Annotated in this window: 22 protein-coding genes and 1 riboswitch; of the genes, 12 read left to right on the forward strand and 10 right to left on the reverse strand. The window is 43.7% G+C overall.

The window, feature by feature from the left end; genetic code table 11:
* Positions 1-33 precede the first annotated feature (33 nt).
* The 3 genes from OCV50_RS06200 to OCV50_RS06210 all read left to right on the forward strand — a co-directional run bounded on the left by OCV50_RS06200 (position 34) and on the right by OCV50_RS06210 (position 3281).
* Positions 34-756: an EAL domain-containing protein gene (locus tag OCV50_RS06200; protein ID WP_261903988.1), complete on the forward strand. Its 723-nt coding sequence runs from the start codon at positions 34-36 to the stop codon at positions 754-756.
* Between the two features lie 462 nt (positions 757-1218).
* On the forward strand, positions 1219-1893 hold the full coding sequence (locus OCV50_RS06205) for a response regulator (RefSeq protein ID WP_261903989.1): 675 nt from the start codon (positions 1219-1221) through the stop codon (positions 1891-1893).
* Positions 1894-1898: 5 nt separating this feature from the next.
* Positions 1899-3281, forward strand: a complete 1383-nt coding sequence (locus OCV50_RS06210) for an ATP-binding protein (RefSeq protein ID WP_261903990.1) — start codon at positions 1899-1901, stop codon at positions 3279-3281.
* Between the two features lie 73 nt (positions 3282-3354).
* On the opposite strand, the gene OCV50_RS06215 is transcribed toward OCV50_RS06210, so the two are convergent.
* The 3 genes from OCV50_RS06215 to OCV50_RS06225 all read right to left on the reverse strand — a co-directional run bounded on the left by OCV50_RS06215 (position 3355) and on the right by OCV50_RS06225 (position 6344).
* Positions 3355-3837, reverse strand: coding sequence for a peptide-methionine (S)-S-oxide reductase (locus tag OCV50_RS06215; protein ID WP_261903991.1), 483 nt, complete (start codon positions 3835-3837; stop codon positions 3355-3357).
* A gap of 86 nt (positions 3838-3923) precedes the next feature.
* Positions 3924-4799: a DMT family transporter gene (locus tag OCV50_RS06220; RefSeq protein ID WP_261903992.1), complete on the reverse strand. Its 876-nt coding sequence runs from the start codon at positions 4797-4799 to the stop codon at positions 3924-3926.
* Between the two features lie 72 nt (positions 4800-4871).
* Entirely contained in the window at positions 4872-6344 is a 1473-nt protein-coding gene (locus OCV50_RS06225; RefSeq protein WP_261903993.1) for a carboxypeptidase M32, read from the reverse strand.
* Between the two features lie 267 nt (positions 6345-6611).
* Here OCV50_RS06225 and OCV50_RS06230 point away from each other — a divergent pair, with 267 nt between their 5' ends.
* Entirely contained in the window at positions 6612-7256 is a 645-nt protein-coding gene (locus OCV50_RS06230; protein ID WP_239840771.1) for a LysE family translocator, read from the forward strand.
* Positions 7257-7337: 81 nt separating this feature from the next.
* On the opposite strand, the gene OCV50_RS06235 is transcribed toward OCV50_RS06230, so the two are convergent.
* Entirely contained in the window at positions 7338-8720 is a 1383-nt protein-coding gene (locus OCV50_RS06235) for an alanine/glycine:cation symporter family protein (protein WP_261903994.1), read from the reverse strand.
* Between the two features lie 119 nt (positions 8721-8839).
* A riboswitch (glycine riboswitch) is annotated at positions 8840-8959 on the reverse strand.
* Positions 8960-9260: 301 nt separating this feature from the next.
* On the opposite strand from OCV50_RS06235, the gene OCV50_RS06240 reads away from it, so the two are divergent.
* Both OCV50_RS06240 and OCV50_RS06245 read left to right on the forward strand, forming a co-directional pair.
* Positions 9261-9419 carry a hypothetical protein gene (locus tag OCV50_RS06240; RefSeq protein WP_261903995.1) on the forward strand — a complete coding sequence of 53 codons (159 nt, stop codon included), beginning with the start codon at positions 9261-9263 and terminating at the stop codon, positions 9417-9419.
* 108 nt (positions 9420-9527) lie between these two features.
* Entirely contained in the window at positions 9528-10262 is a 735-nt protein-coding gene (locus tag OCV50_RS06245) for a chromosome partitioning protein ParA (RefSeq protein ID WP_261903996.1), read from the forward strand.
* 113 nt (positions 10263-10375) lie between these two features.
* Here the strand turns inward: OCV50_RS06245 and OCV50_RS06250 are convergent, their stop codons facing one another.
* Positions 10376-11917 carry an alanine/glycine:cation symporter family protein gene (locus OCV50_RS06250; RefSeq protein ID WP_261903997.1) on the reverse strand — a complete coding sequence of 514 codons (1542 nt, stop codon included), beginning with the start codon at positions 11915-11917 and terminating at the stop codon, positions 10376-10378.
* A 637-nt stretch (positions 11918-12554) separates the two neighbouring features.
* Here OCV50_RS06250 and OCV50_RS06255 point away from each other — a divergent pair.
* A protein-coding gene (locus tag OCV50_RS06255; protein WP_261902741.1) for an IS3 family transposase occupies positions 12555-13759 on the forward strand; the annotation gives its coding sequence in 2 pieces (ribosomal slippage) (positions 12555-12924 and positions 12924-13759; 1206 coding nt in all).
* 85 nt (positions 13760-13844) lie between these two features.
* Here OCV50_RS06255 and OCV50_RS06260 read toward each other — a convergent pair.
* The 5 genes from OCV50_RS06260 to OCV50_RS06280 form a co-directional block, all read right to left on the reverse strand.
* On the reverse strand, positions 13845-14999 hold the full coding sequence (locus OCV50_RS06260; RefSeq protein ID WP_261904128.1) for an ABC transporter permease: 1155 nt from the start codon (positions 14997-14999) through the stop codon (positions 13845-13847).
* A gap of 5 nt (positions 15000-15004) precedes the next feature.
* Positions 15005-16195, reverse strand: a complete 1191-nt coding sequence (locus OCV50_RS06265; RefSeq protein ID WP_261903998.1) for an ABC transporter permease — start codon at positions 16193-16195, stop codon at positions 15005-15007.
* Between the two features lie 8 nt (positions 16196-16203).
* A complete protein-coding gene (locus tag OCV50_RS06270; RefSeq protein WP_261903999.1) occupies positions 16204-17178 on the reverse strand; it encodes an HlyD family secretion protein in 975 nt (324 codons plus the stop codon).
* Between the two features lie 3 nt (positions 17179-17181).
* The gene (locus OCV50_RS06275) at positions 17182-18603 is read right to left on the reverse strand and encodes a TolC family protein (RefSeq protein ID WP_261904000.1); all 1422 of its coding nucleotides are present in this window, start codon (positions 18601-18603) and stop codon (positions 17182-17184) included.
* 181 nt (positions 18604-18784) lie between these two features.
* Entirely contained in the window at positions 18785-19012 is a 228-nt protein-coding gene (locus OCV50_RS06280; protein ID WP_261904001.1) for a hypothetical protein, read from the reverse strand.
* 596 nt (positions 19013-19608) lie between these two features.
* On the opposite strand from OCV50_RS06280, the gene OCV50_RS06285 reads away from it, so the two are divergent.
* The 5 genes from OCV50_RS06285 (at position 19609) to gnd (ending at position 26144) form a co-directional block, all read left to right on the forward strand.
* Positions 19609-21273 carry an ATP-binding protein gene (locus tag OCV50_RS06285; protein WP_261904002.1) on the forward strand — a complete coding sequence of 555 codons (1665 nt, stop codon included), beginning with the start codon at positions 19609-19611 and terminating at the stop codon, positions 21271-21273.
* The gene (locus tag OCV50_RS06290) at positions 21274-21969 is read left to right on the forward strand and encodes a response regulator (protein WP_239840781.1); all 696 of its coding nucleotides are present in this window, start codon (positions 21274-21276) and stop codon (positions 21967-21969) included.
* A 481-nt stretch (positions 21970-22450) separates the two neighbouring features.
* Positions 22451-23953 (forward strand): glucose-6-phosphate dehydrogenase, encoded by a 1503-nt coding sequence (gene zwf / locus OCV50_RS06295; RefSeq protein ID WP_172974265.1) that lies wholly within the window; start codon positions 22451-22453, stop codon positions 23951-23953.
* The gene (pgl, locus tag OCV50_RS06300; protein WP_261904003.1) at positions 23950-24666 is read left to right on the forward strand and encodes a 6-phosphogluconolactonase; all 717 of its coding nucleotides are present in this window, start codon (positions 23950-23952) and stop codon (positions 24664-24666) included. The genes zwf and pgl overlap by 4 nt, the downstream gene beginning before the upstream one ends.
* Before the next feature lie 29 nt (positions 24667-24695).
* Positions 24696-26144 (forward strand): decarboxylating NADP(+)-dependent phosphogluconate dehydrogenase, encoded by a 1449-nt coding sequence (gene gnd, locus OCV50_RS06305; protein ID WP_004742688.1) that lies wholly within the window; start codon positions 24696-24698, stop codon positions 26142-26144.
* Positions 26145-26164: the final 20 nt, after the last annotated feature.

Consider the following 26164-nt stretch of genomic DNA (forward strand, 5'->3'; position numbering starts at 1 on the left):
AACAGAATCTTTGAGATCTGCTTTGAAAATTATGTGATCAGTAGTGCTTACCAAGAGTTACGCAATGAATTGGGGCATGTCTATGGCCACGAAGCGTTATGCCGCGTCAAAAAGAATGGTATTGAAGTCGCACCAAACACGTTTTTTGAGCATTTGGAGTCTCGATCATTTGTTGAAATGGTAGAGTTGAATATGCTGATAGTGAACATGCACCTAAAAGGGTTCAGGTATTCAAGTATTTATAACTCAAAGTCTAAGCTCTTTATTAATATGCTTCCTAATTTTTTTAAAATAATTTATCAAAGTGAAGAGCTTTTATATAGCTTAGTTATAGCGGTTCTTATTGAAGATATTCAATTGAATCAACTTGTTCTAGAAATAACGGAAAGCCCTTGTCCTATTGATAATTTAGTTGAATTTTATCTTGGTGTAGAAAAGTTGAGGAATAAAGGTGTACTTATCGCCATTGATGACTTTGGAACGGGTTACTCGGACTTTTCAAGGGTAGCTGCCATTAAACCGCATTATGTTAAAGTCAGTCGTGAGTTATTGCTTTACTCTCAGATATTTAGGAACAATGAACTCAAAAAGTTGGCCGCTTTATCTTTGACCGACAACATTACCTTGGTTTACGAAGGTATCGAGTATTTGGAGCAGTATGAGTTCGCCAAGAACAATGGAGCGAGCCTGTATCAAGGTTACTTGTTATCCAAACCTGTTCGTCACGCTATCTCTCATATACCGTGTTATGCCTGAATAGTGGGTTCACGTGCAGGTGTAGTGTGACTCTTGTCACGTATTTGCTTCTCTAAGTCCAAATTTGACTATATTCACAGTCAATGAGGTTTTTCGTGGTATTTGCCCTACTGATACCTTGTAAGTTGTTATAGAAGCGATGAAAAATGCGACTCATTTTCTATGAATAGGCTAAATATCAAACAAAGGTTTGATTATTTATTCTAGTTTAAAGAATGTCTATACGGTTAATGATGGAGCGTATATTAACTGAGCTAATTATTTTTATCAGATTCATTGTAATTTAATAAATTTATGCTAATTTCTCGCCCCAAATTATAATAATAGCCACCAACTTATATTGACCTAATGGTTAATATAACCTCCTACGTGGCATCTCTATTAGATAGTGAAACTGTCTATCAATTACTCTCGTCGAATTGGTTTTTCTGTACCTGTATTTGATTAACTAGAGGAAGAACTATGAACATATTGATTGTCGAAGATAATATCCAGCTTCTCAACGAGTTGGCGATGCAATTGATCCATAAAGACATGCGTGTTCATAGAGCAGAGACTGGGGGAGAGGGCGATTATTGCCTTAACAACTTCCAGGTCGATCTTGTGATTTTGGATCTTGGTTTACCTGACGGTGATGGTATTGAGTGGCTCGAAAAGTGGCGATCCAATGGGTTCACTGTACCTATATTGGTATTGACCGCACGTGATAACTGGGCTGATAAAGTGGCAGGACTTACGGCCGGTGCTGATGATTACCTAGCTAAACCTTTTGTATTTGAAGAACTGCTTGCTCGTGTTCAAGCATTATATCGCCGTTCATATGGCGTTGCTCAATCGACTGTGGATGTTGGTCTATTTTCCCTTGATATGGATGCTAAGCAGATATCTATTGGCCAATCGATCTTGGATTTAAGTGCTTACGAATATCGTTTGCTCAAGTGCCTTTTGCTTAACGAGGACAAGGTTGTCTCAAAAGAACGTCTGCGTGCTGAGGTCTATGGTGACGAGTTAATGGAAGATGGTAATGTCATTACGGTTTTATTAAGCCGCATTAGAAAAAAGATAGTTTCGATTACCGATGAAGACCCAATCACTACCTTACGAAACCAAGGTTATAAATTGTGCAACATAAGGTAAGTTCTATGTTGAAGAGTTTAAAGCTTAGATACATAGTTGCCAGTGGTTGGGCTCTGCTCACACTTTCTTATCTATATGGGCAAGCTAATTTAACGGTGTTCTATTCGAACTCAGATAAATTTGTGAACATGTGGCTCTCGTCCGGCGGTGAATATTTGTTGGATGATTTTGTTACTGATCAGCAAGGTCAACTTCAATTGACTCGCGAGGTTCCCAAACGTTTTCAAGGGCGAATTGAACAGCTGCTTGTATTTGATGAAAATCATAAGCTCGTTTTTGAAACGACCCCACAAGACTCACTTAGGGTTTATGTGCAAAAGAAGTGGCTAGTAAAAGACTGCTTTCAAGAGTTTTCAATTGAATCTGAAGACCTTAATTATTTTGTAGGCGTTAAGCATTACCAGGAAACAGATAAGCGACCGAAATTGATCTTCGTGACGATTAAAGAACATCATGCGATCGACCCTGATTTCTTTAATGAAGTGGATCAAAATTTTGCTTACATAAAGGTAATTTTTGCACTGCATATTATGTTGATTATTCCTTTGATGTGGTGGTTTTCCAACTGGAGCTTGAAGCCAATAGATCGGATTAACAAACAGCTTTTAGCACTTAAGCAAGACGAAATAGATAGACTAGACAACAGCACTGTAAAAGAGCTAAAGCCCTTAGTTGAAAGTCTGAACGGTTTGATTCATTACGAGCGTCAACAGAAAGAGAAACAAAGACAGCTTCTCTCAGATCTATCACATGGGTTGAAAACACCGTTGTCTGTATTGCAGGGTGTGGCGCGAAGTCACTCTCTAGGGATTCCGCTGCACGACAACAAGAAAATTGATTACGTGATTAACCAAGAAGTCAAAAACATGGTCGATCAAATCCAACATCGATTGAAGGTTGCGTCTAACGACCACAGCTCAGTGCTATCAGCACAAAGTCATCAGGTTTCAGGAATTGTTGATCAATTAGTGTTTGGCATGAAAAAAATTCATGCAACCAAGAACGTGACATTTAAGCTGTGTATCCCTGCAGATGTTGTTTTTGTTGGGCAGCGTAACGACTTGATGGAAGTCGTGGGTAACCTGCTTGATAACGCGTGCAAGTATGGAAATGGAGAAATTCACGTATCAGCGTACATCAAGAATTCTAAGTGTCTTTATGTGGTGGTTGAGGACAATGGAGAGGGTGTACCAGACGCGTTGAAAGAGAAGCTAGGCGATCGTGGAATGCGACTAGACAGCCGGGTCCAAGGCTACGGACTCGGAATCAATATCGCACAGGAACTTCTATCTAGTTATCACGGCCTATTGAAAATCGAAGACTCGTCCTTGGGCGGCGCCAAATTTACCGCTGTATTTGAAGTCCAAGAAGACTTGCAACTTAGATAGGTGTTTAGTGTTCCTTACACTATGACAAAGATAGGCAGTAGAGCGTTTAACCGTAAGGTTAAACGCTCTTTTGTTATTGATTCTTGTATTTATGTAGCAGATCCCAAGGGATGTGACACAGGTGGTGATTCTCTGGGTGGAGTGATAGGTGGTGTTGGTGGACGTCGTCGCTCGGGACAAAGTTTGTCAGAGGCAAGATCTCTAAAGCGATTCGGTTAGCATCCTCTCGAATCGAAATAAAATGCTTAGCTTGTTCAAGGTGTGTCGGATTTTCACTATAGATACCAGTTCGGTATTTCTCGCCGACATCATTTCCCTGCTTGTTGACGCTGTACGGATCGATAATCTCGAACAGATGTTGAATAAGAGCTTCAACGCTTAATTTGGTAGAATCAAACTCGACTTCTACACATTCTGCATAACCATCGTAATCGCCTTGAGTGGTCGGGCTGGAGCCATTAGCGCGACCTGCTTTGGTCTCTATAACTCCGGGTACGTACTTAATAAACTCTTGCACTCCCCACAAGCACCCACCCGCCAAATAGATTTTTTCCATCACTGATTACTCTTAATTACAACAGGGCAATAGTAAATGATTTGAGGTTGGAGACAAGCAGCTTGGTTTCCAACCATGTTAGTCAATTACTGCCACATTACCAAAATAGCCGCGATCGCGATAAAGAAGAGGGCGAGCATATCTTTATTTTTCACAGGTTCTTTAAGCCAAAATACCGAGATAAGCATGGTAAAGAACACTTCGATTTGCCCCAGTGTTTTAACGTATGGAACAGCTTGTAGCGACATTGCACTAAACCACCCCAGAGAGCCGATAAAGCTAGCAATACTGGTCATGATTACAAGCTTGGGTTTAGTGAACATCAGTTTCAACGTTTCGCGATCTTTAATGATCAGATAGGTCAGCAAGAGTATGGTCTGAGTCAGAATAACAATAAACAGTACCCAAGCTGCGCTGTGTGGGAAAGGTAGGTTTAGGCTCAAACTGGCTTCACGAATCCATAAGGAAGTAAGAGCAAAAGCAGTACTACAAGCCAAACCGATTGAGGCCGTCTTTAGAGATACACTGCGAACACCGTTGGCACAGCTAAGCAGAAATACAGCGACCATACCAAAAGCGACGCCAACCCAGCCGAGCAGTGTTAACGAAGTACCAAAAAATAGCATCCCCAACAGTGCAGAAACAGGGGCTTCACTTTTTGCTAGCCCAGCACCAATCGCAAAGTTACGCTGTTTAAACAGCACTACCATCAAGCCAGTGGCAACGATTTGCATCACTGAAGCACCCGCGAGAAAGAAGTAAGAATACCCAGTGAATGTTGGCATTGGAGCATCTTGGTATTGATACAAGCAGAACAAGTAAACTAGCGCGAGTGGACTTGCCCATAAAAAACGCGCGAGGGTTACTCCCGAGACATTTAAGGTTTTGCTTAAGCGGCTTTGAAAAGCGTTTCTCCATGCTTGGCTAGAAGCGGCAAGTACAGTGAAGAGTATCCATTCCATGGCTGGTTTCCTTGGGAAGGGAAAGAGAGCAGCGCATTACTTGTGCTGCTCGACATTGTTTCAGTTACAGATTTATAGGTAACGAGCTTTCAAGTGATCTTGGAAGAACTTCGCATTCAGTGTTTCACCCGTCGCGCCTTTAACCAACTCATCGGTGGTCAGCAGGCTGCCTTTGCTCCAAATACTATTTTCAAGCCAGTTGAAGATAGGCGAGAGGTCGCCAGACTGAATCGCTTGATCTACATCGACGGTTTGCTTCATCGCAGCCATGAATTGCGCTGCGTACATTGCGCCTAGTGTGTAGCTTGGGAAGTAACCAAATGCGCCGTCCGTCCAGTGAATATCCTGCATACAGCCATTGGTAAAGTTACCTTGAGTGCTTAGTCCAAGGTAAGCTTGCATCTTTTGGTTCCACAGCTCCGGCACATCAGTGTGCTTGATGTCGCCATTGATCAAGTCACGCTCAATCTCATAACGCAAGATAACGTGCGCAGGGTAGGTGAGCTCATCGGCATCAACACGAATGAAGTCTTTTTTCACTCGTGTGTAGATTTTCTTAAAGTTCTCTTGTTCGAACTCTGGGCCGTTGAATTGGCTGCCAGCCATACGAGCCAAATGAGCGATGAAAGCATCGCTTCGGCCAACTTGCATTTCGAAGAACAGAGATTGCGATTCATGGATACCCATAGAGCGCGCTTCACCAGCTGGCGTGCCTGCTAGTGCTTTTGGTAATCCTTGTTCGTAGCGTGCGTGACCAGTTTCATGAACGATCCCCATTAGCGATTGAACAAACTCAGACTCATCGTAACGCGTGGTAATGCGCACATCAGAAGGGACACCACCACAGAAAGGGTGGACACTTTCATCTAGGCGACCATGTTCAAAATCGAACTTAAGCAGCTTCATAACTTCAAGACCAAGGGCTTTTTGCCTATCTGTAGGGTAGTTACCTGCAGGAACGATCAATTGTTCATTAGATTGCTTGTCGATAACCTGATCGATTAAGCCTGGAAGCCAAGTTTTTACGTCACTGAATAGAGTGTCAAGAGAGGCAGAACTCGTCCCCGGTTCATAGATGTCTAGCATCGCATCGTATGGTGTTAGGCCTGCAGCGTCAGCTCGGATTTGAGCTTCTTCTCGTGAAAGCTCAACCACTTCACGCCAGTTTTTCTCGAAACCGACCCAGTCATTTTCGCCACGTTGCGTGCGCCAAGCATGCTCACATTTAGAACCCGCCAAAGATTTAGCCTGAACCAATTTCTCAGGGAGTAGGTTAGCCTGCTGCCACTGTCTTTTGATTTCACGTAGTGATGATTGTTGTTCTGTATTTAAATTTTCATTCTCAGCATCTGCAATCCAATCAGCGAGCTGTGGTTGAGTCATAAGCCCGTGAATGTGAACCGACAATTCGGCCATCGCTTCACTACGTGCTTGATTACCACCAGAAGGCATCATTGATGCGGCGTCCCAGCCACAGATTGCAGATAAATGTTGGAAGCGTGAACATTTTTGAGAATGTTCAACCAGTTTTTTGAATGCGCTCATCATAATTCCCTGAGAATAAAAGAAATAGTTTAGCAACCAACGAGATAGTGACCAATAGGTTTGTTCTATATAGCGACCTGGGTTGTAAATAATTTGTAAACCTGAAAGCTTGGCGTTTTATAAAATGGGTTGGTAGGAGTAATACAAAGCTTAACAAGCGGGGATAAATTGAGTTAATCTGCATCATATTGATAATGTTATGCCTCTGATTTATTCACTTTAGATATCAGCAGGAAAGCAAAGCGTTTATTTTGCAAGGATGCGTTTATGATACTGAACTTTGAAGCTTTTATAGTGGCGATTACCATTTTGACGCTCACGCCCGGATTAGATACAGCAGTGGTGATTCGCAACACCACCCGTTCAGGAATGAGAGATGGGGCGGTAACCAGTTTTGGTGTTTGCTTAGGTTTGTTTGTGCATGCGACGTTCTCGGCGATCGGTATCTCGGCGATTCTTCTTCAATCTGCAGAGCTGTTCCAAACTGTTAAGCTTATTGGTGCGGCATATCTGATTTGGTTAGGTGCTTCTAGTCTTTACGGCGTCTTTAAAGGTAATGCTGGTTTTGAAGTATCAGATGCCAAACATGAGAAATTGAGCGTCTCTCGCTCTCTTAGAGAAGGGTTTCTCTCTAATGTGTTGAACCCGAAAACGGCGGTTTTTTATTTAGCATTCTTACCTCAGTTTATTGACCCTCAAGGCTCTCCATTTATGCAGTCGATGTTGATGGCCGGAATTCACTTTATGATTGCAATGGTGTGGCAGTGTGGCATCGCGGGTGCTGTCGGTTCTGCAAAGCAGTTATTCAAGAGTCCTAAAGTGATTGGTTGGATGGAAGGCGTGACGGGCGCTGTATTGATTTCATTAGGTATCAAATTGATGCTGGAAGAACCGCCAACGCCGACAGCCTAATTACTGAATGTTCGAGATAAAAGAAAGCCGAAGTGTTTAACTTCGGCTTTTTTGTACGTTCGATATTACCAACCTGTTCGCTTACACCATTGACGGTTTACGCGTGCTCTTTGGTTCACCTTTCATTGTCATTTGGCTAAAGAACTGCTTTGTCTCTTCTATTACAACATGACGCAGAAGGATCAAACCAATCAGGTTTGGAATCGCCATTAAGCCATTCACGATGTCTGCTAGAAGCCAAATCACGTCTAGCTTTAGGAATGCTCCTGATGCCACCAATGCAATGAAGATAACCTTGTATGGAAGAACCGCTTGAGTACCAAACAAGAACACAACACAGCGCTCACCGTAGTAGTTCCAACCTAAAATCGTAGTAAAGGCAAAGAAGATAAGACCTATAGATACCAGCATTGGACCGAGCGTATCTGCATTTAAGCCAACAGCAAACGCATGGGTTGTCATTGCAGCACCTGAAAGGTCCGTTTGCCATGCACCCGTTAAGATAAGTGCCAAACCAGTCATCGTACAGATGATGATGGTGTCAAAGAAGGTGCCCGTCATCGAGATGAGCCCTTGTTTCACACATGAATTAGTCTTTGCAGCAGCAGCAGCCATTGGTGCACTACCTAGGCCAGATTCGTTAGAGAATACACCGCGCGCAATACCGGATTGAATAGCCAGCATGATGCTTGCGCCTAAGAAACCACCGGTTGCAGCCGTGTTAGTGAAGGCCGACGTGATCACTAGGCTAATTGCATCAAGCAGTTGGTCTGCATTTGTGACTAAAACACTCATACATGCGACGATGTACATAACCGCCATCGTAGGAACCACTTTACCCGCTACTTTCGCGATAGATTGGATACCACCAAGGGTTACTACAGCAACAAGCAGCGTTAACACAACAGCTGATAGCTCACGTGACGCACCAAAAGAGATTTCAGTTGCGTCTAGAATAGCGTTCACTTGAGGGAAGGTACCGATACCAAAGCAGGCTACACCAAGAGCGAAAACTGCGAATAGTACCGCTAGGATTCGAGAGCCAACCCCGTATTGCAGGTAGTACATTGGTCCGCCGACCATCTCGCCTTTACTATCGACTTTACGATATTTAACGGCAAGAAGGCACTCTGCATACTTTGTCGCCATGCCGAATAGGGCTGCTAGCCACATCCAGAAAAGGGCACCCGGTCCACCAAGTTTAATAGCAGTAGCAACACCAACGATGTTACCCGTACCAATAGTTGCGGAAAGGGCTGTACATAAAGCAGCAAAGCTAGAAACATCACCATGACCAGATTTATCTTTGGTGAACACCATCTTCAGAGCGGTTGGTAGGTGTCTAAACTGGAGTAAGCCTAAGCGAAAAGTAAAGTAGATACCTGTACCAACGAGCAAAGCAAGCAGCGGTGGACCCCAAACAAGTTGGTTGATGGTTTGTAATGTTTCTTGTAGATAGTTCATAGGTTCCCCTTAATAAATAAAAATTTAAGGAGAAGAGTGAAAGGGCAGTACAGATCAATGAGATCGCACCACTTAATACATTATTACTGTAGTTAGTGTTCTGAATTAAGGTTGTTGCTTTCCACTCCTCTGTCCTTTTGCCTGAGAGTTTCACTTAGCGAAAAACTTACTGAGAAGTTTTGGTCTCTAAGCTTGCTCCTTCGGCGACCGATCTAACGGTTCTCTCCAGAGGTTCCTCCAACGACAGTCCTCGCTTTTCTGATTTTCATCAGTATAAAGCACCTGAAAGATTTACTTCTTCGGCGGGTCAATCTAACTAAATGTTAATATTTAGTTAATAACCACTCTCCTGCAGTCTTCATCGGAACAATTACCTAATTAATTAGATAATCTGTAGGCGTATCCTAGATCAGAAAAAGTGTGATGTCAGCAGCAAAATATCTGTTTGCACAAATCTTGCTCAACTAAATGATCAAACAACGCTACCCTGACGTAACTTGCTTATTTAAATGGTATAAAATAGAGAAACAAGGAGGAGTTATGATTCGACTGATTGCGATTGTTTTTTTATTAGCGTTGGCATTTGTACTGTTTCGTTATAGAACCAACGAAAAAGTGCAGAAAAGCGTAGTGATTGTCATCGTAAGTAGCTTTTTGTTGTATACCGCGAGCTTGATGTTTTCGGAGTTGACGCGCTAACAAACAGGGATAGGGCTTGTAATAAAGCCAATGATTGAAATAAAACTATCACCTGTTGTTGCTAGACTTGCGGTGACGGCGTAACGTAAACGAATTGGGAGTACCTTTGTGAGCCAACATTCTGGGCAAAATGAACAAGATGAAGTGGTTGTCATTGAAGAACGCGATAAGCGAAGCCAGCTATACATAGGTATTGCGGCCGTGATGGGCTTGGCGCTAGGTGGCTTAATTGGCTCTTCAGTCACAGCTTCTAAGTGGGAATCTACCTATCAAGTTCTAGAAGCTCGTTACCAAGAATTGAACAGCAGCAAACAACAACTTGTCACGCAAGTGGAAGCCAAGGTCGCGAAAGTCGATTCTGAGATCGGCAATCAGGTTGAAGCTGCACTTCAAGAGCAAGCATTAGTTCACCAAAAAGAGTTGGATGAACTCTCAAAGCAGACGGCGGTATTAGAAAAGGCCAACTACTCGTTAGAACAACAACTTAACGAGCAAAGAGTCGCACTTGATCAATCTGAAAAGGATAATCAAAAGCTAAATCGCCAAGCGGATATGCAATCGACCATGTTTGAGCGTTCACGTGAGCTGTTTCGTAAGGAGCTGCAAATTACCCAATCATTGGAAAAGCTTGAAGCAGAGCGTGATAACCTTGAGCCTAATTTAAAGCCACTCAAGAAGCAGTGTGACACCTTCCTTGAAGGTACATCTTGGGATGCAAAATCAGATTCTTGTGACAAACTTGATGCAGCGAATTCTCGCTTAAGTGACATCAGACAGATGATAGAAGTTCATAGAATGGATCTTCAACAAATCAAAGATCTGACCGAAGAGATTGGGCTGTAAGCTTTTACGTTCTTTTTTAACTTCGCCCAAACGAAAAAAGTCCATATCATTGTTTGATATGGACTTTTTTATTATTGGTATCTTTCAATAAGAAGGCGTTTTAAAGCACTATCTTATTTACCGTATGTTTTGATCTCACCTGACTTAACTCGCGCCACAAATGAATGCAGTTCTTTTTTCACGACAGGCATTAGGAAGTAAAGACCAAGAATGTTGAAGATAGACATCGCGAAGATAGCAGCATCTGAGAAGTCGATTACCGCACCAAATTGAATTGTCGCACCAATGACAACGAACACACAGAACATTACTTTGAACACAAGCTCAGTTGCTTTGCCTTCACCGAATAGGTAAGTCCATGCTTTCAGACCGTAGTATGACCAAGAGATCATAGTAGAGAAAGCAAACATGATAACAGCAAGAGCAAGCGTGTATTTGAAGAAGCCAGCTGTTTCAGTAAATGAAGCTGCTGTCAGTGTTACACCTGTTAGACCTGAACCATCGAATGGACCTGTGTTTAGACCTGCAATAGTGATAACAAGAGCTGTCATTGTACAGATTACAACGGTATCAACGAACGGTTCTAGTAGTGATACAAGACCTTCTGTAATTGGTTCTTTCGTTTTAACTGCAGAGTGAGCAATCGCAGCAGAACCTACACCCGCTTCGTTCGAGAATGTCGCACGTTTCAAACCTTGGATTAGGGCACCGATGAAGCCACCTACAACACCTTCACCAGTAAATGCACCAGTAAAGATAGCACTGAAAGCAGGACCTACTTGATCAAGGTTAGAACCGATAACAATCAGAGCCATACCGATGTATAGCGCTGCCATCCAAGGTACAACACGCTCAGTTACAGAAGCAATTGAAGGCATACCACCAACGATTACAGAGAAAACCAAACCTGCTAGTACAAAACCAGTAATAATGCCGTATTCACTTGGGACATCGAATGCGTAAGTTAGCATTGCGTGAGCTTGGTTGGCTTGGAACATGTTACCGCCACCCAGAGAACCCAGAATACACATTAGAGCAAAGCCGATAGCCAGTGCTTTACCTAGTCCGCCCATGCCACGCTCGCTTAGACCTTGGCTTAGGTAGTACATTGGACCACCAGATACGACACCTGAAGGTAAGATGGTGCGGTATTTAACACCTAACGTACACTCACAGAATTTTGATGCCATACCAAGAAGGCCACATAAGATCATCCAGAATGTTGCACCTGGACCACCAATGGCAAGGGCAGCACCTACACCTGCAATGTTACCAAGGCCGACGGTTCCGGAAAGGGCAGTAGCTAACGCTTGAAAGTGAGAAACCTCGCCGTCTTCTTTGGAGTTAGGATCTGTGTATTTGCCTCGAATAATGTCGATGGCCATACCCACGCGCTTAAATTGAACGAAGCCAAAATAAACAGTAAAAATGAGTGCAGCGAGTAATAACCAACCAACAATGATTGGGAAGTTAGCTTCGCCAACTGGCACACTTTTGAATATTAATCCAACGAACCAACCAGTATAATCGTTGAAAAAACCATCAATACTTTGACTTAAATTACTGATTGTTTGATTAAATGACCCTTCTTCTGCAAATGCGGTGGAACTGAATAATAATATAAACCCTAAAAATAATGCTTTTATGTTTTTCATGGTTTTCCCTGTATTTTACTAAATTTTATTTTACTGCTGTTGAGCTTGCTTTATATTAACTTTTATTTTCAATAAGTTATCTACTCATTGGGTTAGCAACAAACGGCTTGTAACCAACTCAATACTCCGAACAAATATAATTACTGAACAAGTTTTATATGGATATAGCTTCTCTATGTGTGATTAAGGCTGTTCTATTTTTATAACTAACCTTGTTGATAATCCTATACATAAAAATAATAGCATTAAAGATATTTTTACAATTAATTTACATTTGTTTGGAGTTTGTCATCGTTTTGAGTAAGTCATTGTTTTGAAATTGCGATTATTAGCTCTTTAGAGTAGACATCAGTTTGCGTGTGGGCTCAAACGTATGGAATTGTGTTGATCTTGTTGCGTAGAGGAGTGTTTTGAGCTTCTTAAGGCTGTTACCAGCGCTGTAAAAGACTGACCGGATAGGGGAGCATGTGCTGACGACTTGATTCTATATTTCAGCTATAGAAAAGTTAAAACCATATAGGCCGCTACTTTATATTAAGTGAATAAAAAAGCCCTTTATTAAAAAGGGCCTTTTGGAAAGTACTTGACCCGTCCTAAATAAGGTTGACACTCCCCAAGTAGAAAATTGGAGAGTGTTATGAAATCAGTAACTAGACGAACTCAATGTGATTACTCCCTCGCTTTTAAATTGGATGTTGTTGACCAAGTCGAGCGAGGTGAACTGACTTATAAACAGGCACAAGACAAATACGGAATACAAGGTTGTTCTACAGTATTAGTGTGGCTCCGAAAGCACGGCCGACTCGATTGGTCTGGAGGCACACCTCGATTCCTGAAGAAAGGTTTACCTATGTCTGAATTCAATTCACCACCCACGCCAGAGCAACGTATCAAAGAGCTAGAAAAGCAACTTGAAGATACCAAACTGAGAGCCGACTTCTTTGAAGAAGTAGTAAAAGTTATGGAGCGAGACCATGGTGTCCGTGTTGTAAAAAAGCACAGAGGTGCGTCGTCCAAGAGCAAAACATAGCTCAGCTCACGGTGACTAGATTTTGCCAAATCATCAACATCTCTAGGCAAGCGTACTACAAACAATGCCTTATTGACGATCGTGGTAAACAGCGTGACAAAGCTCTTCTGAGCTTTGTCCGTGAAACTCGCATCAAACAAGCTCGAATAGGAACGAGAAAGCTTAAATACATGATGGAAAAAACTGGAATGAAAGTAGGTCGGGACTATCTATTTTCTCTGCTTAAACATCATCGGCTGCTTGTGAAGGTTAAACGTGCTTACCATCGAACAACGGATAGCCATCATAGGTTTTACTGTCACCCAAATAAAATAAAGGATGGCTTTAAGCCCGAAAGACCGGAGCAGTTGTGGGTTGCTGATATTACTTACCTTCCGACCTATGAAGGAAACAGTTACGTCAGTCTTATCACTGATGCCTATTCCAGAAAGATCGTCGGATACAGTGTGGATGACAACATGCAGACGAAGGCTGTAAAACAAGCTTTTATAAGAGCTTTGAGAGAACGTCGAAATCAGGACACCCTAATCCATCACTCAGATAGAGGCTCACAGTACTGTTCAAAGGAGTACCAAGACCTACACTCTAGGCACAAGGTCGTGTGTTCCATGACGGATGGATATGACTGCTATCAAAATGCGTTGGCAGAAAGAGTAAATGGTATTTTGAAAATGGAATACTTGTTGAAGAAACCTAAAGATGTTGCTCAGGCGAGAAAAATGGTCGCCGAGTCAGTAGAAATCTATAATCAAATGAGGCCACATACGGCCTTAAAATACAAAACGCCCGATGAAGTACATCGAGCGTTTTGACTAAAAAGTGTCAACCCATATCAGGACGGGTCAACTGTTAGTGTACGTTATTTTTATAACCAACTACTCATATTGCTAATGGTTATTATCTATAACCTGCAGTTAGTTTTTTAGATTTGTAATACAACCTAATCGTTAGCAGGGAAGCCCAAAGAGCGACTTGTGCCCACAATAAAGTCCATTGCGGGGCTATTTGTTGCCAAGTTGCCCCCATCTGATTTATCCCCAAAAAACCTTGAATCGCAGGTGTGCTTGGAAAGAGCTGTGAGAGGGAAACCAACCAAGGTGGCATCATCTCTATAGGCCATATAAAACCGGATGAGAAAATCAAAGGCATAGAACTGATCAAAACCACGACCGTGACCCATTCTCTTCTTGGTACAAATTCACCAATCAAAATACCCACTAAGCAGCTACCCACAAGGAATGGAAGCAATAGCGTGAGCAATTGACCATGAGTTGCCAGAGAATTGATACCGTAGAAATCAAAGCTCGCGCCAAAGTAGTACATAGCGAGCAAGTAATAGATACCTACGAGGACACAGCAGCGAGCAACAATCAACTTTAAGCTCGATACCCGTGACCAATATCCTGGCGTCGCTTGGCTGTTTTGGGTAGCACCAATTAAACCAGATGCCATCGCGAGTGTTTGCTGAAGTATCAACACGAATACCGCAGGTACAACATAGTCGATATAGCCCATACGGCTATTAAACGTTGGTTTCAGGTTTAGGCTAAAAGCGTTGTAGCCATTTACTGCGCTCTCTAAAGGCATCCCTTCCACAAGGAGATGACTTACTTTGACTTGTGCGGCAAGCGTGCCACCAGCTTTAGCCAAACCTTCAACAATAGTGCCGTATACAAGAAAGAATGAAGCGTCTCCTGCATAAGAGAGTGTCGGGCTCTTACCAAGCAACAGATCTTTATAAAAGTTCTCAGGAATCACCAAAAAGCCACCTATCTCTTGATTGAGCAGGGCTTGCTTTGCATCTGCAAGGCTAAAATCGCGGCGAGTAATGTCGATTTGAGGTGTAGCATCGACCATGCGTTCCAACTGATAACTGCTTTGGCTACGATCCAAATTCACAACCGATGCTTTCAATTGTTGAGGTGTCTGCTGCGCGTAAGGCAACGGATAAAGAAAAGAGTAGAAAATTACCCCGCCGAAGACGGTTAACAACACCACAGGGTTACGAACGACCGCTAACAATTCGTGCTTAATAAGTTTTATGAAGCTGATTGGTTTCATTGTACCGCTCCATTAACAGGTTGTGCGTTTAGGTGTTTGCGAATTAGCAACAGTGTGATGATCGCCGGAACCACATACCCAAGCGTCGGTAATAACTGCATTAGGGTTTGAGCGGTACTGATACCATAACTTGATAGGGCAGTTTGAGCTTCAATGTAATGGCTAATCGGCAATAGACTACGCCAAGCTTGTGCTGCCGCATTCATGTCTGTTACTGGAAAGGTAATGCCCATGAACGCAAAACTAGGGGCGGTAAAGGCCCCAGCGAAGCTCATGGCTCTTGCAGGATCTAAGGTAAGAAAGAAAAAAGCACTTCCCATGACCATACAACAAACAACAGTAACCGCCTGCGCAAATATAAGTGGGATAAAACTTCCGTGGTAAGGCCAATCTAACAACACGTAGAACCAACCCATAAAACCAAGACCAAACGCCAAAAAGAGCGCGACGTATGGCAGCAGCGTTGAGCACAGCTCTTTTGCAGGCGAGCACCCAAGCCATGCTTTAAGGCCACGCTCGCGGCAGTTGGCCGCCAAAACTAAGATAGTGCCAACGACAATCATGATCTGCCACAGGGCAGGGATGATAGCGGAAACTAAGAACTGTGAATAACTCGTGTTCTTATTGAACAGCGGGGTAATTTGACTCTGGACTGTCACTGCTTGGCCAAGCGCCGATTTCACGGTCGTATCCCCATGAGATAGTTGTTTGACTACCTCTACTTGAGCGTTAAACGTGCCTTGAGCTTGTAACAAAGCCGAGTTGACCAGTTTACCAATCAGAATAAATTGGCTGTTATAGAACACTGAAACTTGAGGGTTTAGTCCAAGGTAGATATCGCGCTCAAAGTGCTTTGGGATGACCACATAACCATATATATCACGAGTGATCATGGCCTGTTTCGCTTGATTGATATCACTGTATTTCTGCGTGACCGCTAAAGTTGGTGATGCATCAACTAGGCGCACAAACTGTTGCGATAATTGACTATGGTTTAAGTTCACTACTGCTACAGGCAGATCACGAGCAATGCCTTGAGAGAAAATCAACCAGATACTCGCAGCCAGCAATAATGGTATCCAAGTTAGACTCGACCATAGCCATTTGTCTTTGCGCACGATTTGCCACTGACGCGTTATTTCACTATCAGTGGTCTGCAGATCGTGAGGTTGAGGTGAATAGGACATAAGTGACCTTACAGCTCAACGACCAAGCTCATACCCATGCGTAACGTGTCTTTGTTATCGACAGGGCGGGCTTCGATTTCAAACGTTCTTAGGTCAAAACCTTGTGCAGCATCCGTTGAGCGCCATGTGGCAAAATCACCCATTACGGCAATATGGCTAACTTCGAAAGTGATTTTCTTATCAAGTGCTGGAAGGTAAGCGTCGAACTGAGAGCCTTTATCGAAGTACTTAAGGTGATCTTCTCGAACATTGAGTACAGCCCAGGCGTCTTGAGTGTCTATGACGGTAACGACTGGAAAGCCTTGAGGTGCGAGTTCACCACTACTCAATAGAACTTGAGCAACTTCACCATTAAACCAACTGTGGATTTTTGTATCCTTAGCGTAAGCCTCAACTTCGGCGACCGCACCCGCTGCCATTAGTGCTTTTTGAGCAGCTGCGATTTTGGTTTCGTCACGAGCACCTTCTTGCGCCAACTTATACATTTGCAGCGCTGCACTTTCTGTATATTTCGCAGCTTGCCACTGTGTCTTCGCCTCATCACGCTTCTGTTCTGCGACTACACCATCTTTATAGAGATTGTTGACTCGTTGATAAGTCTTCTCCATTAAATCAGCGGCTGCTTTGGCTTTTAACCATTGATCTTTCGCAGCTTGGATTTGTTGCTCACGTGCGCCTTTCTCGGCTTCTTGTGCAAGAGCGCCTGCTGCTTTTTCTCCCGCTTTTGCTTGCTCTAACTTGGCATCAATCTCTGGGCTAAGTAACGAGAAGACCAATTGACCTTTTTCAACGGTGTCGCCTTTACGAACGAATACTTGGTCTACGCGACCTGGTACTTTAGAAGAGATGCTGTATTGCTGAGCATCGATCTGACCTTGAATCTTAATCGGTTGTGGTAGATATGCTTGATAAAAGCTGTATCCAACCCATCCAATAATGCCAACACCGATGATTGAAGCGAGAAGTGGTTTAACAGATTTCATGAATCATCCTTTTGTATTGGCGTTGTTAGAATTTGGGTAAACGGCAGAGGTTGAATAGCTTGGGAATGCATTCATCTCACTGCTAAGTGCTAGTAGCTTGTTCAGAGAAACGAGATATTGGAAACGAGCGACCGACCGTTGAGTCTTGATGCTCGCAAGGTAGAGCTCAGCATCAACCACTTCTAGTGACGTAGAAAGTCCTTGATTGAAGGCTTTCTTTCGCAGAGATAAGTTTTCTTGCGCAAGAGATAAGCTCGAATTTAGGCCTTGTACCTCTTCAACGGACTGCTGTGCTTCAAGATAAGTCTTCTGAACTAACACTGTTAGGTCTTGCTTAGCTTGAGATTTTAAATATTGAACTTGAGAAACCGCACTGTGGGCAGCGGCTACTTTGTCAGAGCGACCTGACGTATCGACCAGTGGCACATTGACGCCAATGCCGACCAACCAGTCAGGTTTCATTTCACTGGCAAGAGAGTCATCTTCATAAAGGCTGTAGTCACCGTATAGGTAAACCTCAGGGTAGTACTTGCCTTTCTCTGCTTTAATCAGGCTGCTGGCTTGTTTCTCTTTGGCATCTAAAATGCTCAAACCTGGGTATGTCGTCAGTGTCTGGTCAACAAAGGTGTCCATGTTTGGAAGGTTATTATTGATAAACAGGGCTTCTGATGGCTCGACAGTCTCTGAAAGACCAAGGATCTGTGTTAAAGCGAGTTGAGCGATTTTAAGGTCGTTTTGAGCTTTGGTTCTTTCGACAGTGGCTTTGTCGAGAGAAGCGTCTGCTTGTAATCGTTCCACACGTGCAATCTGACCTTGCTCTTCAAGCTTAATCGCGAAATCTCGGTGTTGAGTTAAGCCAGCTTCTACAGCTAAACGGGTTTGAACGACATCTTGTGCGAGAATGACCGAGAAGTAGTATTTGGTCAGATCTTCGTAACGAGCTTGTTTCTCCATCAAGAACTGGCTTTGCGCTTCTTCACTTTGGCCTTCAGCCGCCGTCTGAGCAGCCGTAATTCGGCCACCTGTGAAGATAGGCCACACGGCACGAATAGAAGAACTAAAGATGTCTTGTTCTGTAATAGTAGATGTAACTCCACCAATCAGAGGTCGTAATATTGCAGATACCGTAGGGTTCACACCACTCAAACTATCCGCGAATTGTTCGCCATTGATCGTTACATCGCTATCAAGGTGGGTGTAATTGGCGCCTAAGGTGACGGACGGTAAGTTAAGGCTGCTTGTTGCGTTGTGAAGGTGCTGATAACGCTCTACATTTGCTTGTTGTGCCGCTAAAGAGTTGTTGTTTTGTTGCAGCAGGTCCCATGCATCAGGGAAGGAGAGAGGCGCTGCAAAACTGGCTGAACTTGCGCAGCTTATTAGCAAGGCAACCAGTGAAAACTTTGGTCTGAATTTTGGTGATGTCATCTTTATACTTACCAAATTAGAGTAATGACTCTAATGCTAACAGGCCGATCCACATTTGTCTTGAACTGATTGAGTTATTACATGTGGTTCAGGTCCGATGATGGATTAGAAATAGAAAGAGCACGTTAGGACGTGCTCTTTAATTTAGTATAGAAGTGATTGTTTTAAAATGAAGAATGTTCTAATCAAAGCCTGGGCAGTGATGGTCTGCACGCCAAACTAGATGACGCGAACCCTGCATTGTTTGAAGCAAATCTCTTCCGGACATTTGTGGGAACGCCAACAACACTTTTAGATCAAGTGGCTGAGTAGCATCTTTTTCATAAGCTCTGACGTGCGTAAATGTCGATTGTAAGTTTTTGAACAGCATGGCCTTAGTAAGGCAAATTCCAAAAGAATCGCGTTTCATTGCCTGGTTTCCTTTTCAACAATGTTATTACGTTATGTTTTTAATCCGTTTTGAAATCGACAGCGTCACTTTTGCCAATCATCATTTATTATTGGAGTGTCTGAAAACTAAAGACTACCTCTTTTGTTGTTGTGATTTTGGTGGAGAGTTGACCCTGACCAACTGGGTTTGTTCAACCACCTTGACGTAGGTGGGCTCATTTCCTACGTGCTCTTGTGACACATACGATAATCTTTAATTGTTACCAATGTGTTACTGGTTTCGTTGTGTCTGCTTTCAAGAGAAACGGCTTCTCTTTATTGATAGCTTTATGCTTAATTCCTTATGTGCAACTAGTATAATTGTATTTTTTATAACCAACCTAAAAAACAGCTAAAATCGGAGTGATCCAGGTCAATAATTAATCAGGTAATCGGGTGCAAGAACTAAGAATTTCTAAAAAACGATTTTGAGGTCTTACCTAAATCTGAAGTCAGTCGGTTTTAGACTAAAAACTCTGTTAATAACATGCGCTTTAGTCACAAATCTGAACCTTTGAAATCTCTCTTAATTAACTTGGTGTTAACATTACTAGATCGCATAGGGAGTAGGTGTCGATGAAGTGGAGCAGTATCAGCTTTAGAAAAAGATTGCTGATTATTATGACGGTGACAGGGTTAGTCGAGTTGTTGATTCTTAGCGCGGCTGGCTTTGCTTATATCAAACACTCCCAAGAAGAAGAGATGGGGCTAAAAGCGTTAGGTGTCGCAGAGTTTCTCTCGGAATCCCCACGTGTTATTGAACTACTTCAACATCATTCAACCAATCCCGAGCTTGAGCCTCAGTTAAATTCTGAGCATCAGCAACGCTTCCGAAACTTGACCCACTTGATTGGCGCAGCATTCATTGTGATCGGCAATGACAAGGGAATTCGTCTTGTTCACCCTGTCGATGAGCGGCTTGGTCTGCCGATGCGAGGTGGTGACAACCAGAAAGCGCTGGTTTTAGGTGAGTCTTATGTGTCGACAGCCAAAGGTTCGTTGGGGCTGTCTGTCCGTGGTAAGTCTGCGGTAAAAGATGCTAGTGGCGAGATCATCGGGGTGGTTTCAGTCGGGTATCTGCTCGATTCACTTCAAGATAGAATCGAACCTTATTTAGCTTTCTTGATCATTATGGCACTGCTGGTTGTTGCGGTTAATGCTCTGATTTCAAGCTATGTATCGAGACGCTTTCAAAGAGCGATATTAGGCTTTGAGCCTGAAGAAATTGGTCGTCTTTATGTCGAGCTTGATGTCACCATGAGTACGGTGAAAGAGGGCATTCTGAGCATCGATAACCATGGTGTTCTGCGTTCAATCAACAAAAGTGCCTGCGATATTTTGTCTATCGACAGAGAAGCGTCACTCAACAAACCGTTTTCTCAAGTAGTGCCAAACAGTGACCTTGAACAGTTATTGTCGAGTGGTCAGTCTGATCACGACATCGAGTTATACCTAAACAACAAGCGCATTATTGCCAACCGCAGTCCGATTGTTGTGGCGGGTGAAGTGGTTGGGGCAGTATCGAGTTTTAGATTGAGAGATGAGATTAATGATCTCACCGAGCAGCTCTCGCAAACCAAAGAGTATGCAGACTTACTGCGCTCACAAACTCACGAACATCGTAATAAGCTCAACACTATCAGCGGTATGTTGCAGATGGGAGAGTTAGAAGCGGTTCAACATTTAATTGGTCAGGAAACTGCGCACTATCAAAGCCTTATTGAGTTCTTGAGAGAAACCGTCAAAGAGCCTCTTGTGGCGGGGATGCTACTGGGTAAAACAGAACGTGCTCGCGAAATTGGCTTAGAGCTGGTGGTTGAAGAGGGCTCTCGATTAGAAGCGCTGCCAACTTGGCTAAACGCCGATGATGTGGTGACCATTTTGGGGAATTTAATTGATAATGCGTTTGATGCTACCAGAATGGCGATCACCCAAACGGAAACCTTTCCTCCAGCGAGGCGCGTCATTGAGGTCTCCGTCAGTGATTATGGTAATGAAGTCATCCTTGAAGTTGATGACAAAGGGTGCGGACTACCAGAGGGGTTAGCGATTGAAGATCTCACACAAAAAGGGGTCTCGAGCAAAGCCAAACAAAACCGGGGCGTGGGCTTGTATTTGGTCAAGCAGATCGCGGACCGTTATCAAGGCCAGCTTGATATGATTGAAAACAGAGATTTTGGTACACGAATGACCGTTTACCTACCAAAAGAAGAACAAATATCGTTTAAGGAAGAGCGTTAAATGAATGCAGTCACTAAAGTCATGGTAATAGAAGATGATATTGCGATTGCGGAGTTGCACCATCGTTACTTAGAGCAGATGGGCGGGTTCGATGTAGTAGGGATTGCGACGTCCCAATCCGAAGCCATAATGCAACTTGATATCTTAAAACCAGATCTGGTACTGCTTGATGTCTACTTACCAGATGGCTGTGGTTTGGATATTCTGAATCATGTTAGAGGCAATAACCAAGGCTGTGATGTCATCTTAATCACGGCGGCACGCGATGTTGATACGCTTCAACAGGCTATGCGCGGTGGTGTTGTCGACTACTTACTTAAGCCAGTGATGTTTCCACGTTTAGAGGCGTCACTTAAAAAGTACCGTTCACAACAACAAGAGCTAGAGAGCGTGTCGGATTTGAACCAAGGTCTGGTTGATAAAATGCTGCAAGCTTCTAACCAATCAGATGCTAAGCCGGTTGCGACCCTTCCTAAAGGGATCGACGGTGTAACTTTAGATAAAATCAGAGCCTTGTTTGAAAGTGCGGACACAAAAGACCTGACCGCAGATGAGGCAGGGGAACGCATTGGCGCAAGCCGCACAACCGCCCGTCGATATCTTGAATACTTGATCACCACCGGAGAATTAAACGCTGATCTAAACTACGGCTCAGTGGGGCGCCCGGAGCGTTGCTATAACAAAGCGACGCGATAATCTTAACTAAAGCGGCTCTCGTTTTCTTCCTCACTTCTAAAAACTCGGCAACGGTACACGCGCCGAGTATCATTTAAAATCGTTCAATTTATAAAACCAGTTTAATAATCGACTGCTAAAAGGTTATCAAACTGGTTTTTCGTGCTACTCCACAGACCAGATCCCATTTATTTTTCACTACAATGTTTTGGAATGCAGTTCCGTCGTCATTTAATCAATTTTGTTCTAACTAATGGCAAATTATTTGGATTAAATGAGTCATTATTTAATCGATTGCCCTCACAGTGGTTGATGTAAATCAAATAGTCATAGACAATACTGACCCGAATTGAGGTGATCTATATCACCCTCGTTTACCAAACGCATTCTCTAGTGTGATAGGCGCTCGCTATTGAACTAATAGCCAAGACCTATTATCTATTTTTGTATGTCGCTGATACCGTTGGCGAATACTGAAAACCTTGTTTTTATAGGAAAGATGATGGTAATACCTGAAAACAGCAGCATCGTTATTTTTGGTGCGTCGGGCGATCTCACGTATCGTAAGCTGATCCCCGCTTTATACCACTTGTATGCTAGCAATCAACTGCCGGAATCCTTTGCGATTCTTGGAGTGAGCCGTACTGAGTACAGCGATGAGTCTTACCGTGAAAAGCTGAAGAAATCTCTTCAGGAAATGGAAGAAACTGAGCCAGAGACGCTAAATGCGTTCATTAATCACTTACACTACCAAGCGATTAATACCTCTGACACAGAAGATTATGCTCGTTTAGCACAGCGTCTAGACAAGCTAGAACAAGATTATCAATTCGAAAATCACAACACTCTATTCTACTTGGCAACACCGCCAAGCTTGTATGGTGTGATTCCAGCAAACTTAGCGGCACATGGCCTGAACGATGAATCGAACGGCTGGCGTCGTCTTATCATCGAAAAGCCATTTGGCTATGATCTAGCGTCTGCTCAAGCGCTAGATGAAGAGATCCATCATCACTTCCAAGAACATCAGATCTACCGTATCGACCACTACTTAGGTAAAGAGACGGTACAAAACCTTCTAGTACTTCGTTTCTCTAACGCAATGTTCGAACCATTGTGGAACCGTAACTTTATTGATTACGTTGAAATCACAGGTGCTGAGTTCCTTGGCGTAGAAGAACGTGGTGGATACTACGATGGTTCAGGCGCTGTTCGAGACATGTTCCAAAACCACCTGCTACAAGTATTAGCAATGGTAGGTATGGAGCCGCCTGCACAAATCAACGCAGATTCAATTCGTGACGAAGTCGTTAAAGTCCTACAGTGTCTGAAGCCGCTTGAAGAAGAAGACCTACGTAAAGACTTGGTTCTTGGTCAATACACAGCGTCTGACGTTCGCGGTCAGCATTTGCTTGGTTACCGTGAAGAGCCGGGTGTAGCGGATGACTCTCGTACTGAGACTTACATTGGCCTAAAAGCGCACATCAATAACTGGCGCTGGAATGGGGTTCCTTTTTATGTACGTACTGGTAAACGACTACCGACGCGCGTAACGGAAATTGTGATTCACTTTAAGAACACGCCTCACCCAGTCTTTGGTCAAGATGCGCCAGAGAACAAGCTGATCATCCGTATTCAACCGGATGAAGGTATTCAGATGAGCTTTGGTTTGAAAGAGCCGGGCGCTGGCTTCAAGGCAAAAGAAGTGAAAATGAACTTCTCTTACTCAGACTTGCCTGAAACTCAGATGTTAACCGCTTACGAGCGTCTACTTCTTGATGCGCTAAACGGCGATGCGACGTTGTTTGCTCGTACCGATGCAGTAGAAGCATGTTGGAAGTACGTTCAACCTATCTTAGATTTCAAACAAGATCCTCAAGCTCTATTTGGTTATGCTTGTGGTACTTGGGGTCCGCAAGAAGCAGACGAGCTTCTTGAGAGAGACGGCCGCGCGTGGCGCTTCCCATGTAAAAACCTAACAGATACGGATTACTGCGAATTATGATCAACCATAAGATCTTTGAAACGCCAGAGCTAGTTGTTGAAAACCTAGCAAACGAAATGAAAGCGTACAGCGAGCAGGGTAAACCTGTTCATATTTCACTTTCAGGTGGTAGCACGCCGAAAATGCTTTTCAAACTATTGGCACAAGCGCCATACGCAGAAGGCATCCAATGGAATAACCTTCACTTCTGGTGGGGTGACGAACGTTGCGTGGCACCAGATGACGCTGAAAGCAACTATGGCGAAGCAAACGCACTTCTATTTTCTCAAGTGAACCTTCCTGCTGAGAACATCCACCGCATTCGTGGTGAAGATGAGCCTAAAGCCGAAGCAGAGCGCTTCGCAAAAGAGATGGCAGATGTGATTCCTTGTGAAAACGGCACGCCTGTTTTCGATTGGATTCTGCTAGGTGTTGGCGCAGATGGCCACACAGCCTCTCTTTTCCCGGGTGTCACTAATTACCAAGATGAGAACCTATCTGTTCTAGCTTCTCATCCTGAGTCGGGTCAAATCCGTGTTTCTAAAACTGCGAAAGTTTTGGAAGCTTCAAAACGAATCAGCTACCTAGTACTGGGTGCTGGCAAGGTTGATATCGTTAAAGAAATTCATACAACTCCTGCTTCAGAACTGCCTTACCCGGCAGCGAAAATCCAGTCTAAAACTGGCGAAACAGAGTGGTTCCTAGATTCAAATGCAGCAAGTGCTATCGCATAACCGCGAATAGCCGCAAGGAGATATAAATAATGAAAGGTGATATCGGTGTAATTGGCCTAGCAGTAATGGGTCAAAACCTTATCCTAAACATGAATGACAACGGCTTTAAAGTTGTTGCTCACAACCGTACTGCTGCGAAAGTAGACGAGTTCCTAGAAGGCCCAGCTAAAGGTACTAACATTGTTGGCGCTTACTCTCTAGAAGAGCTTGTTGAGAAGCTAGAAGCACCACGTAAAGTGATGCTAATGGTTCGTGCTGGTGCAGTTGTTGATACTTTCATCGACAACCTAATTCCACTTCTAGACGAAGGTGACATCATCATCGATGGTGGTAACACTAACTACCCAGATACTAACCGTCGCGTAGCTCACTGTCGTGAGAAGGGTATTCACTTCATCGGTACTGGTGTATCTGGTGGTGAAGAAGGCGCTCGTTTCGGTCCTTCAATCATGCCAGGCGGCGCGGCTGAAGCTTGGGAAGCGGTTAAGCCAATCTTCCAAGGCATCTCTGCAAAAACTGACGCTGGCGAGCCTTGTTGTGACTGGGTTGGTAACGACGGTGCTGGTCACTTCGTTAAGATGGTTCACAACGGCATCGAATACGGTGACATGCAGCTTATCACTGAAGCTTACCAGTTCATGAAAGATGGCCTAGGTATGTCTGCTGACGAGATGCAAGCAGTATTCGCTGACTGGAACAAGACTGAGCTAGACAGCTACCTAGTAGAGATCACTGCTGACATCCTTGGCTACAAAGATGAAGACGGTGAGCCACTAGTTGAGAAGATCCTAGACACTGCTGGTCAAAAAGGTACGGGTAAATGGACAGGTATCAACGCACTAGACCTAGGTATTCCTCTAACGCTTATCTCTGAGTCTGTATTCTCTCGTTGTCTATCTGCTCTTAAAGATCAACGTGTTGAAGCGGAGTCTCTATTCGGCAAGACAATCACTCCAGTTGAAGGTGATAAGCAAGAGTGGGTTGATGCACTACGTCAAGCGCTACTAGCTTCTAAGATCATCTCTTACGCTCAAGGCTTTATGCTAATGCGTGAAGCATCTAACGAGAACGGCTGGGATCTTAACTACGGTAACGTAGCACTAATGTGGCGTGGTGGTTGTATCATCCGTTCTGCATTCCTAGGCAACATCCGTGATGCGTACGAAGCAAACCCAGACATCGCGTTCCTAGGTTCTGATGAGTACTTCAAAAATATCCTACAAGGCAGCCTAGCGGCATGGCGTAAAGTAGCAGCGAAATCTCTAGAATCTGGTATCCCAATGCCATGTACGATTTCTGCGCTATCTTTCCTAGACGGTTACACAACTGCACGTCTTCCAGCGAACCTGCTTCAAGCTCAACGTGACTACTTTGGTGCTCACACTTACGAGCGTACTGACCGTCCACGTGGTGAGTTCTTCCACACTAACTGGACTGGTACAGGCGGCGATACTGCTTCAACAACTTACGACGTATAATCGTAATTCGTTGTTTTAGT

This window comes from Vibrio fortis, from assembly GCF_024347475.1.
GTDB lineage: Bacteria > Pseudomonadota > Gammaproteobacteria > Enterobacterales > Vibrionaceae > Vibrio > Vibrio fortis.

Coding starts and splice junctions, on each gene's coding strand:
- OCV50_RS06205 (WP_261903989.1), top strand. CDS start 1,219: ATGAACATATTGATTGTCGAAGATAATATCCAGCTTCTCAACGAGTTG.
- OCV50_RS06210 (WP_261903990.1), top strand. CDS start 1,899: ATGTTGAAGAGTTTAAAGCTTAGATACATAGTTGCCAGTGGTTGGGCT.
- OCV50_RS06215 (WP_261903991.1), bottom strand. CDS start 3,837: ATGGAAAAAATCTATTTGGCGGGTGGGTGCTTGTGGGGAGTGCAAGAG.
- OCV50_RS06220 (WP_261903992.1), bottom strand. CDS start 4,799: ATGGAATGGATACTCTTCACTGTACTTGCCGCTTCTAGCCAAGCATGG.
- OCV50_RS06225 (WP_261903993.1), bottom strand. CDS start 6,344: ATGAGCGCATTCAAAAAACTGGTTGAACATTCTCAAAAATGTTCACGC.
- OCV50_RS06230 (WP_239840771.1), top strand. CDS start 6,612: ATGATACTGAACTTTGAAGCTTTTATAGTGGCGATTACCATTTTGACG.
- OCV50_RS06235 (WP_261903994.1), bottom strand. CDS start 8,720: ATGAACTATCTACAAGAAACATTACAAACCATCAACCAACTTGTTTGG.
- OCV50_RS06240 (WP_261903995.1), top strand. CDS start 9,261: ATGATTCGACTGATTGCGATTGTTTTTTTATTAGCGTTGGCATTTGTA.
- OCV50_RS06250 (WP_261903997.1), bottom strand. CDS start 11,917: ATGAAAAACATAAAAGCATTATTTTTAGGGTTTATATTATTATTCAGT.
- OCV50_RS06265 (WP_261903998.1), bottom strand. CDS start 16,195: ATGTCCTATTCACCTCAACCTCACGATCTGCAGACCACTGATAGTGAA.
- OCV50_RS06270 (WP_261903999.1), bottom strand. CDS start 17,178: ATGAAATCTGTTAAACCACTTCTCGCTTCAATCATCGGTGTTGGCATT.
- OCV50_RS06275 (WP_261904000.1), bottom strand. CDS start 18,603: ATGACATCACCAAAATTCAGACCAAAGTTTTCACTGGTTGCCTTGCTA.
- OCV50_RS06280 (WP_261904001.1), bottom strand. CDS start 19,012: ATGAAACGCGATTCTTTTGGAATTTGCCTTACTAAGGCCATGCTGTTC.
- OCV50_RS06285 (WP_261904002.1), top strand. CDS start 19,609: ATGAAGTGGAGCAGTATCAGCTTTAGAAAAAGATTGCTGATTATTATG.
- OCV50_RS06290 (WP_239840781.1), top strand. CDS start 21,274: ATGAATGCAGTCACTAAAGTCATGGTAATAGAAGATGATATTGCGATT.
- zwf (WP_172974265.1), top strand. CDS start 22,451: ATGGTAATACCTGAAAACAGCAGCATCGTTATTTTTGGTGCGTCGGGC.
- pgl (WP_261904003.1), top strand. CDS start 23,950: ATGATCAACCATAAGATCTTTGAAACGCCAGAGCTAGTTGTTGAAAAC.
- gnd (WP_004742688.1), top strand. CDS start 24,696: ATGAAAGGTGATATCGGTGTAATTGGCCTAGCAGTAATGGGTCAAAAC.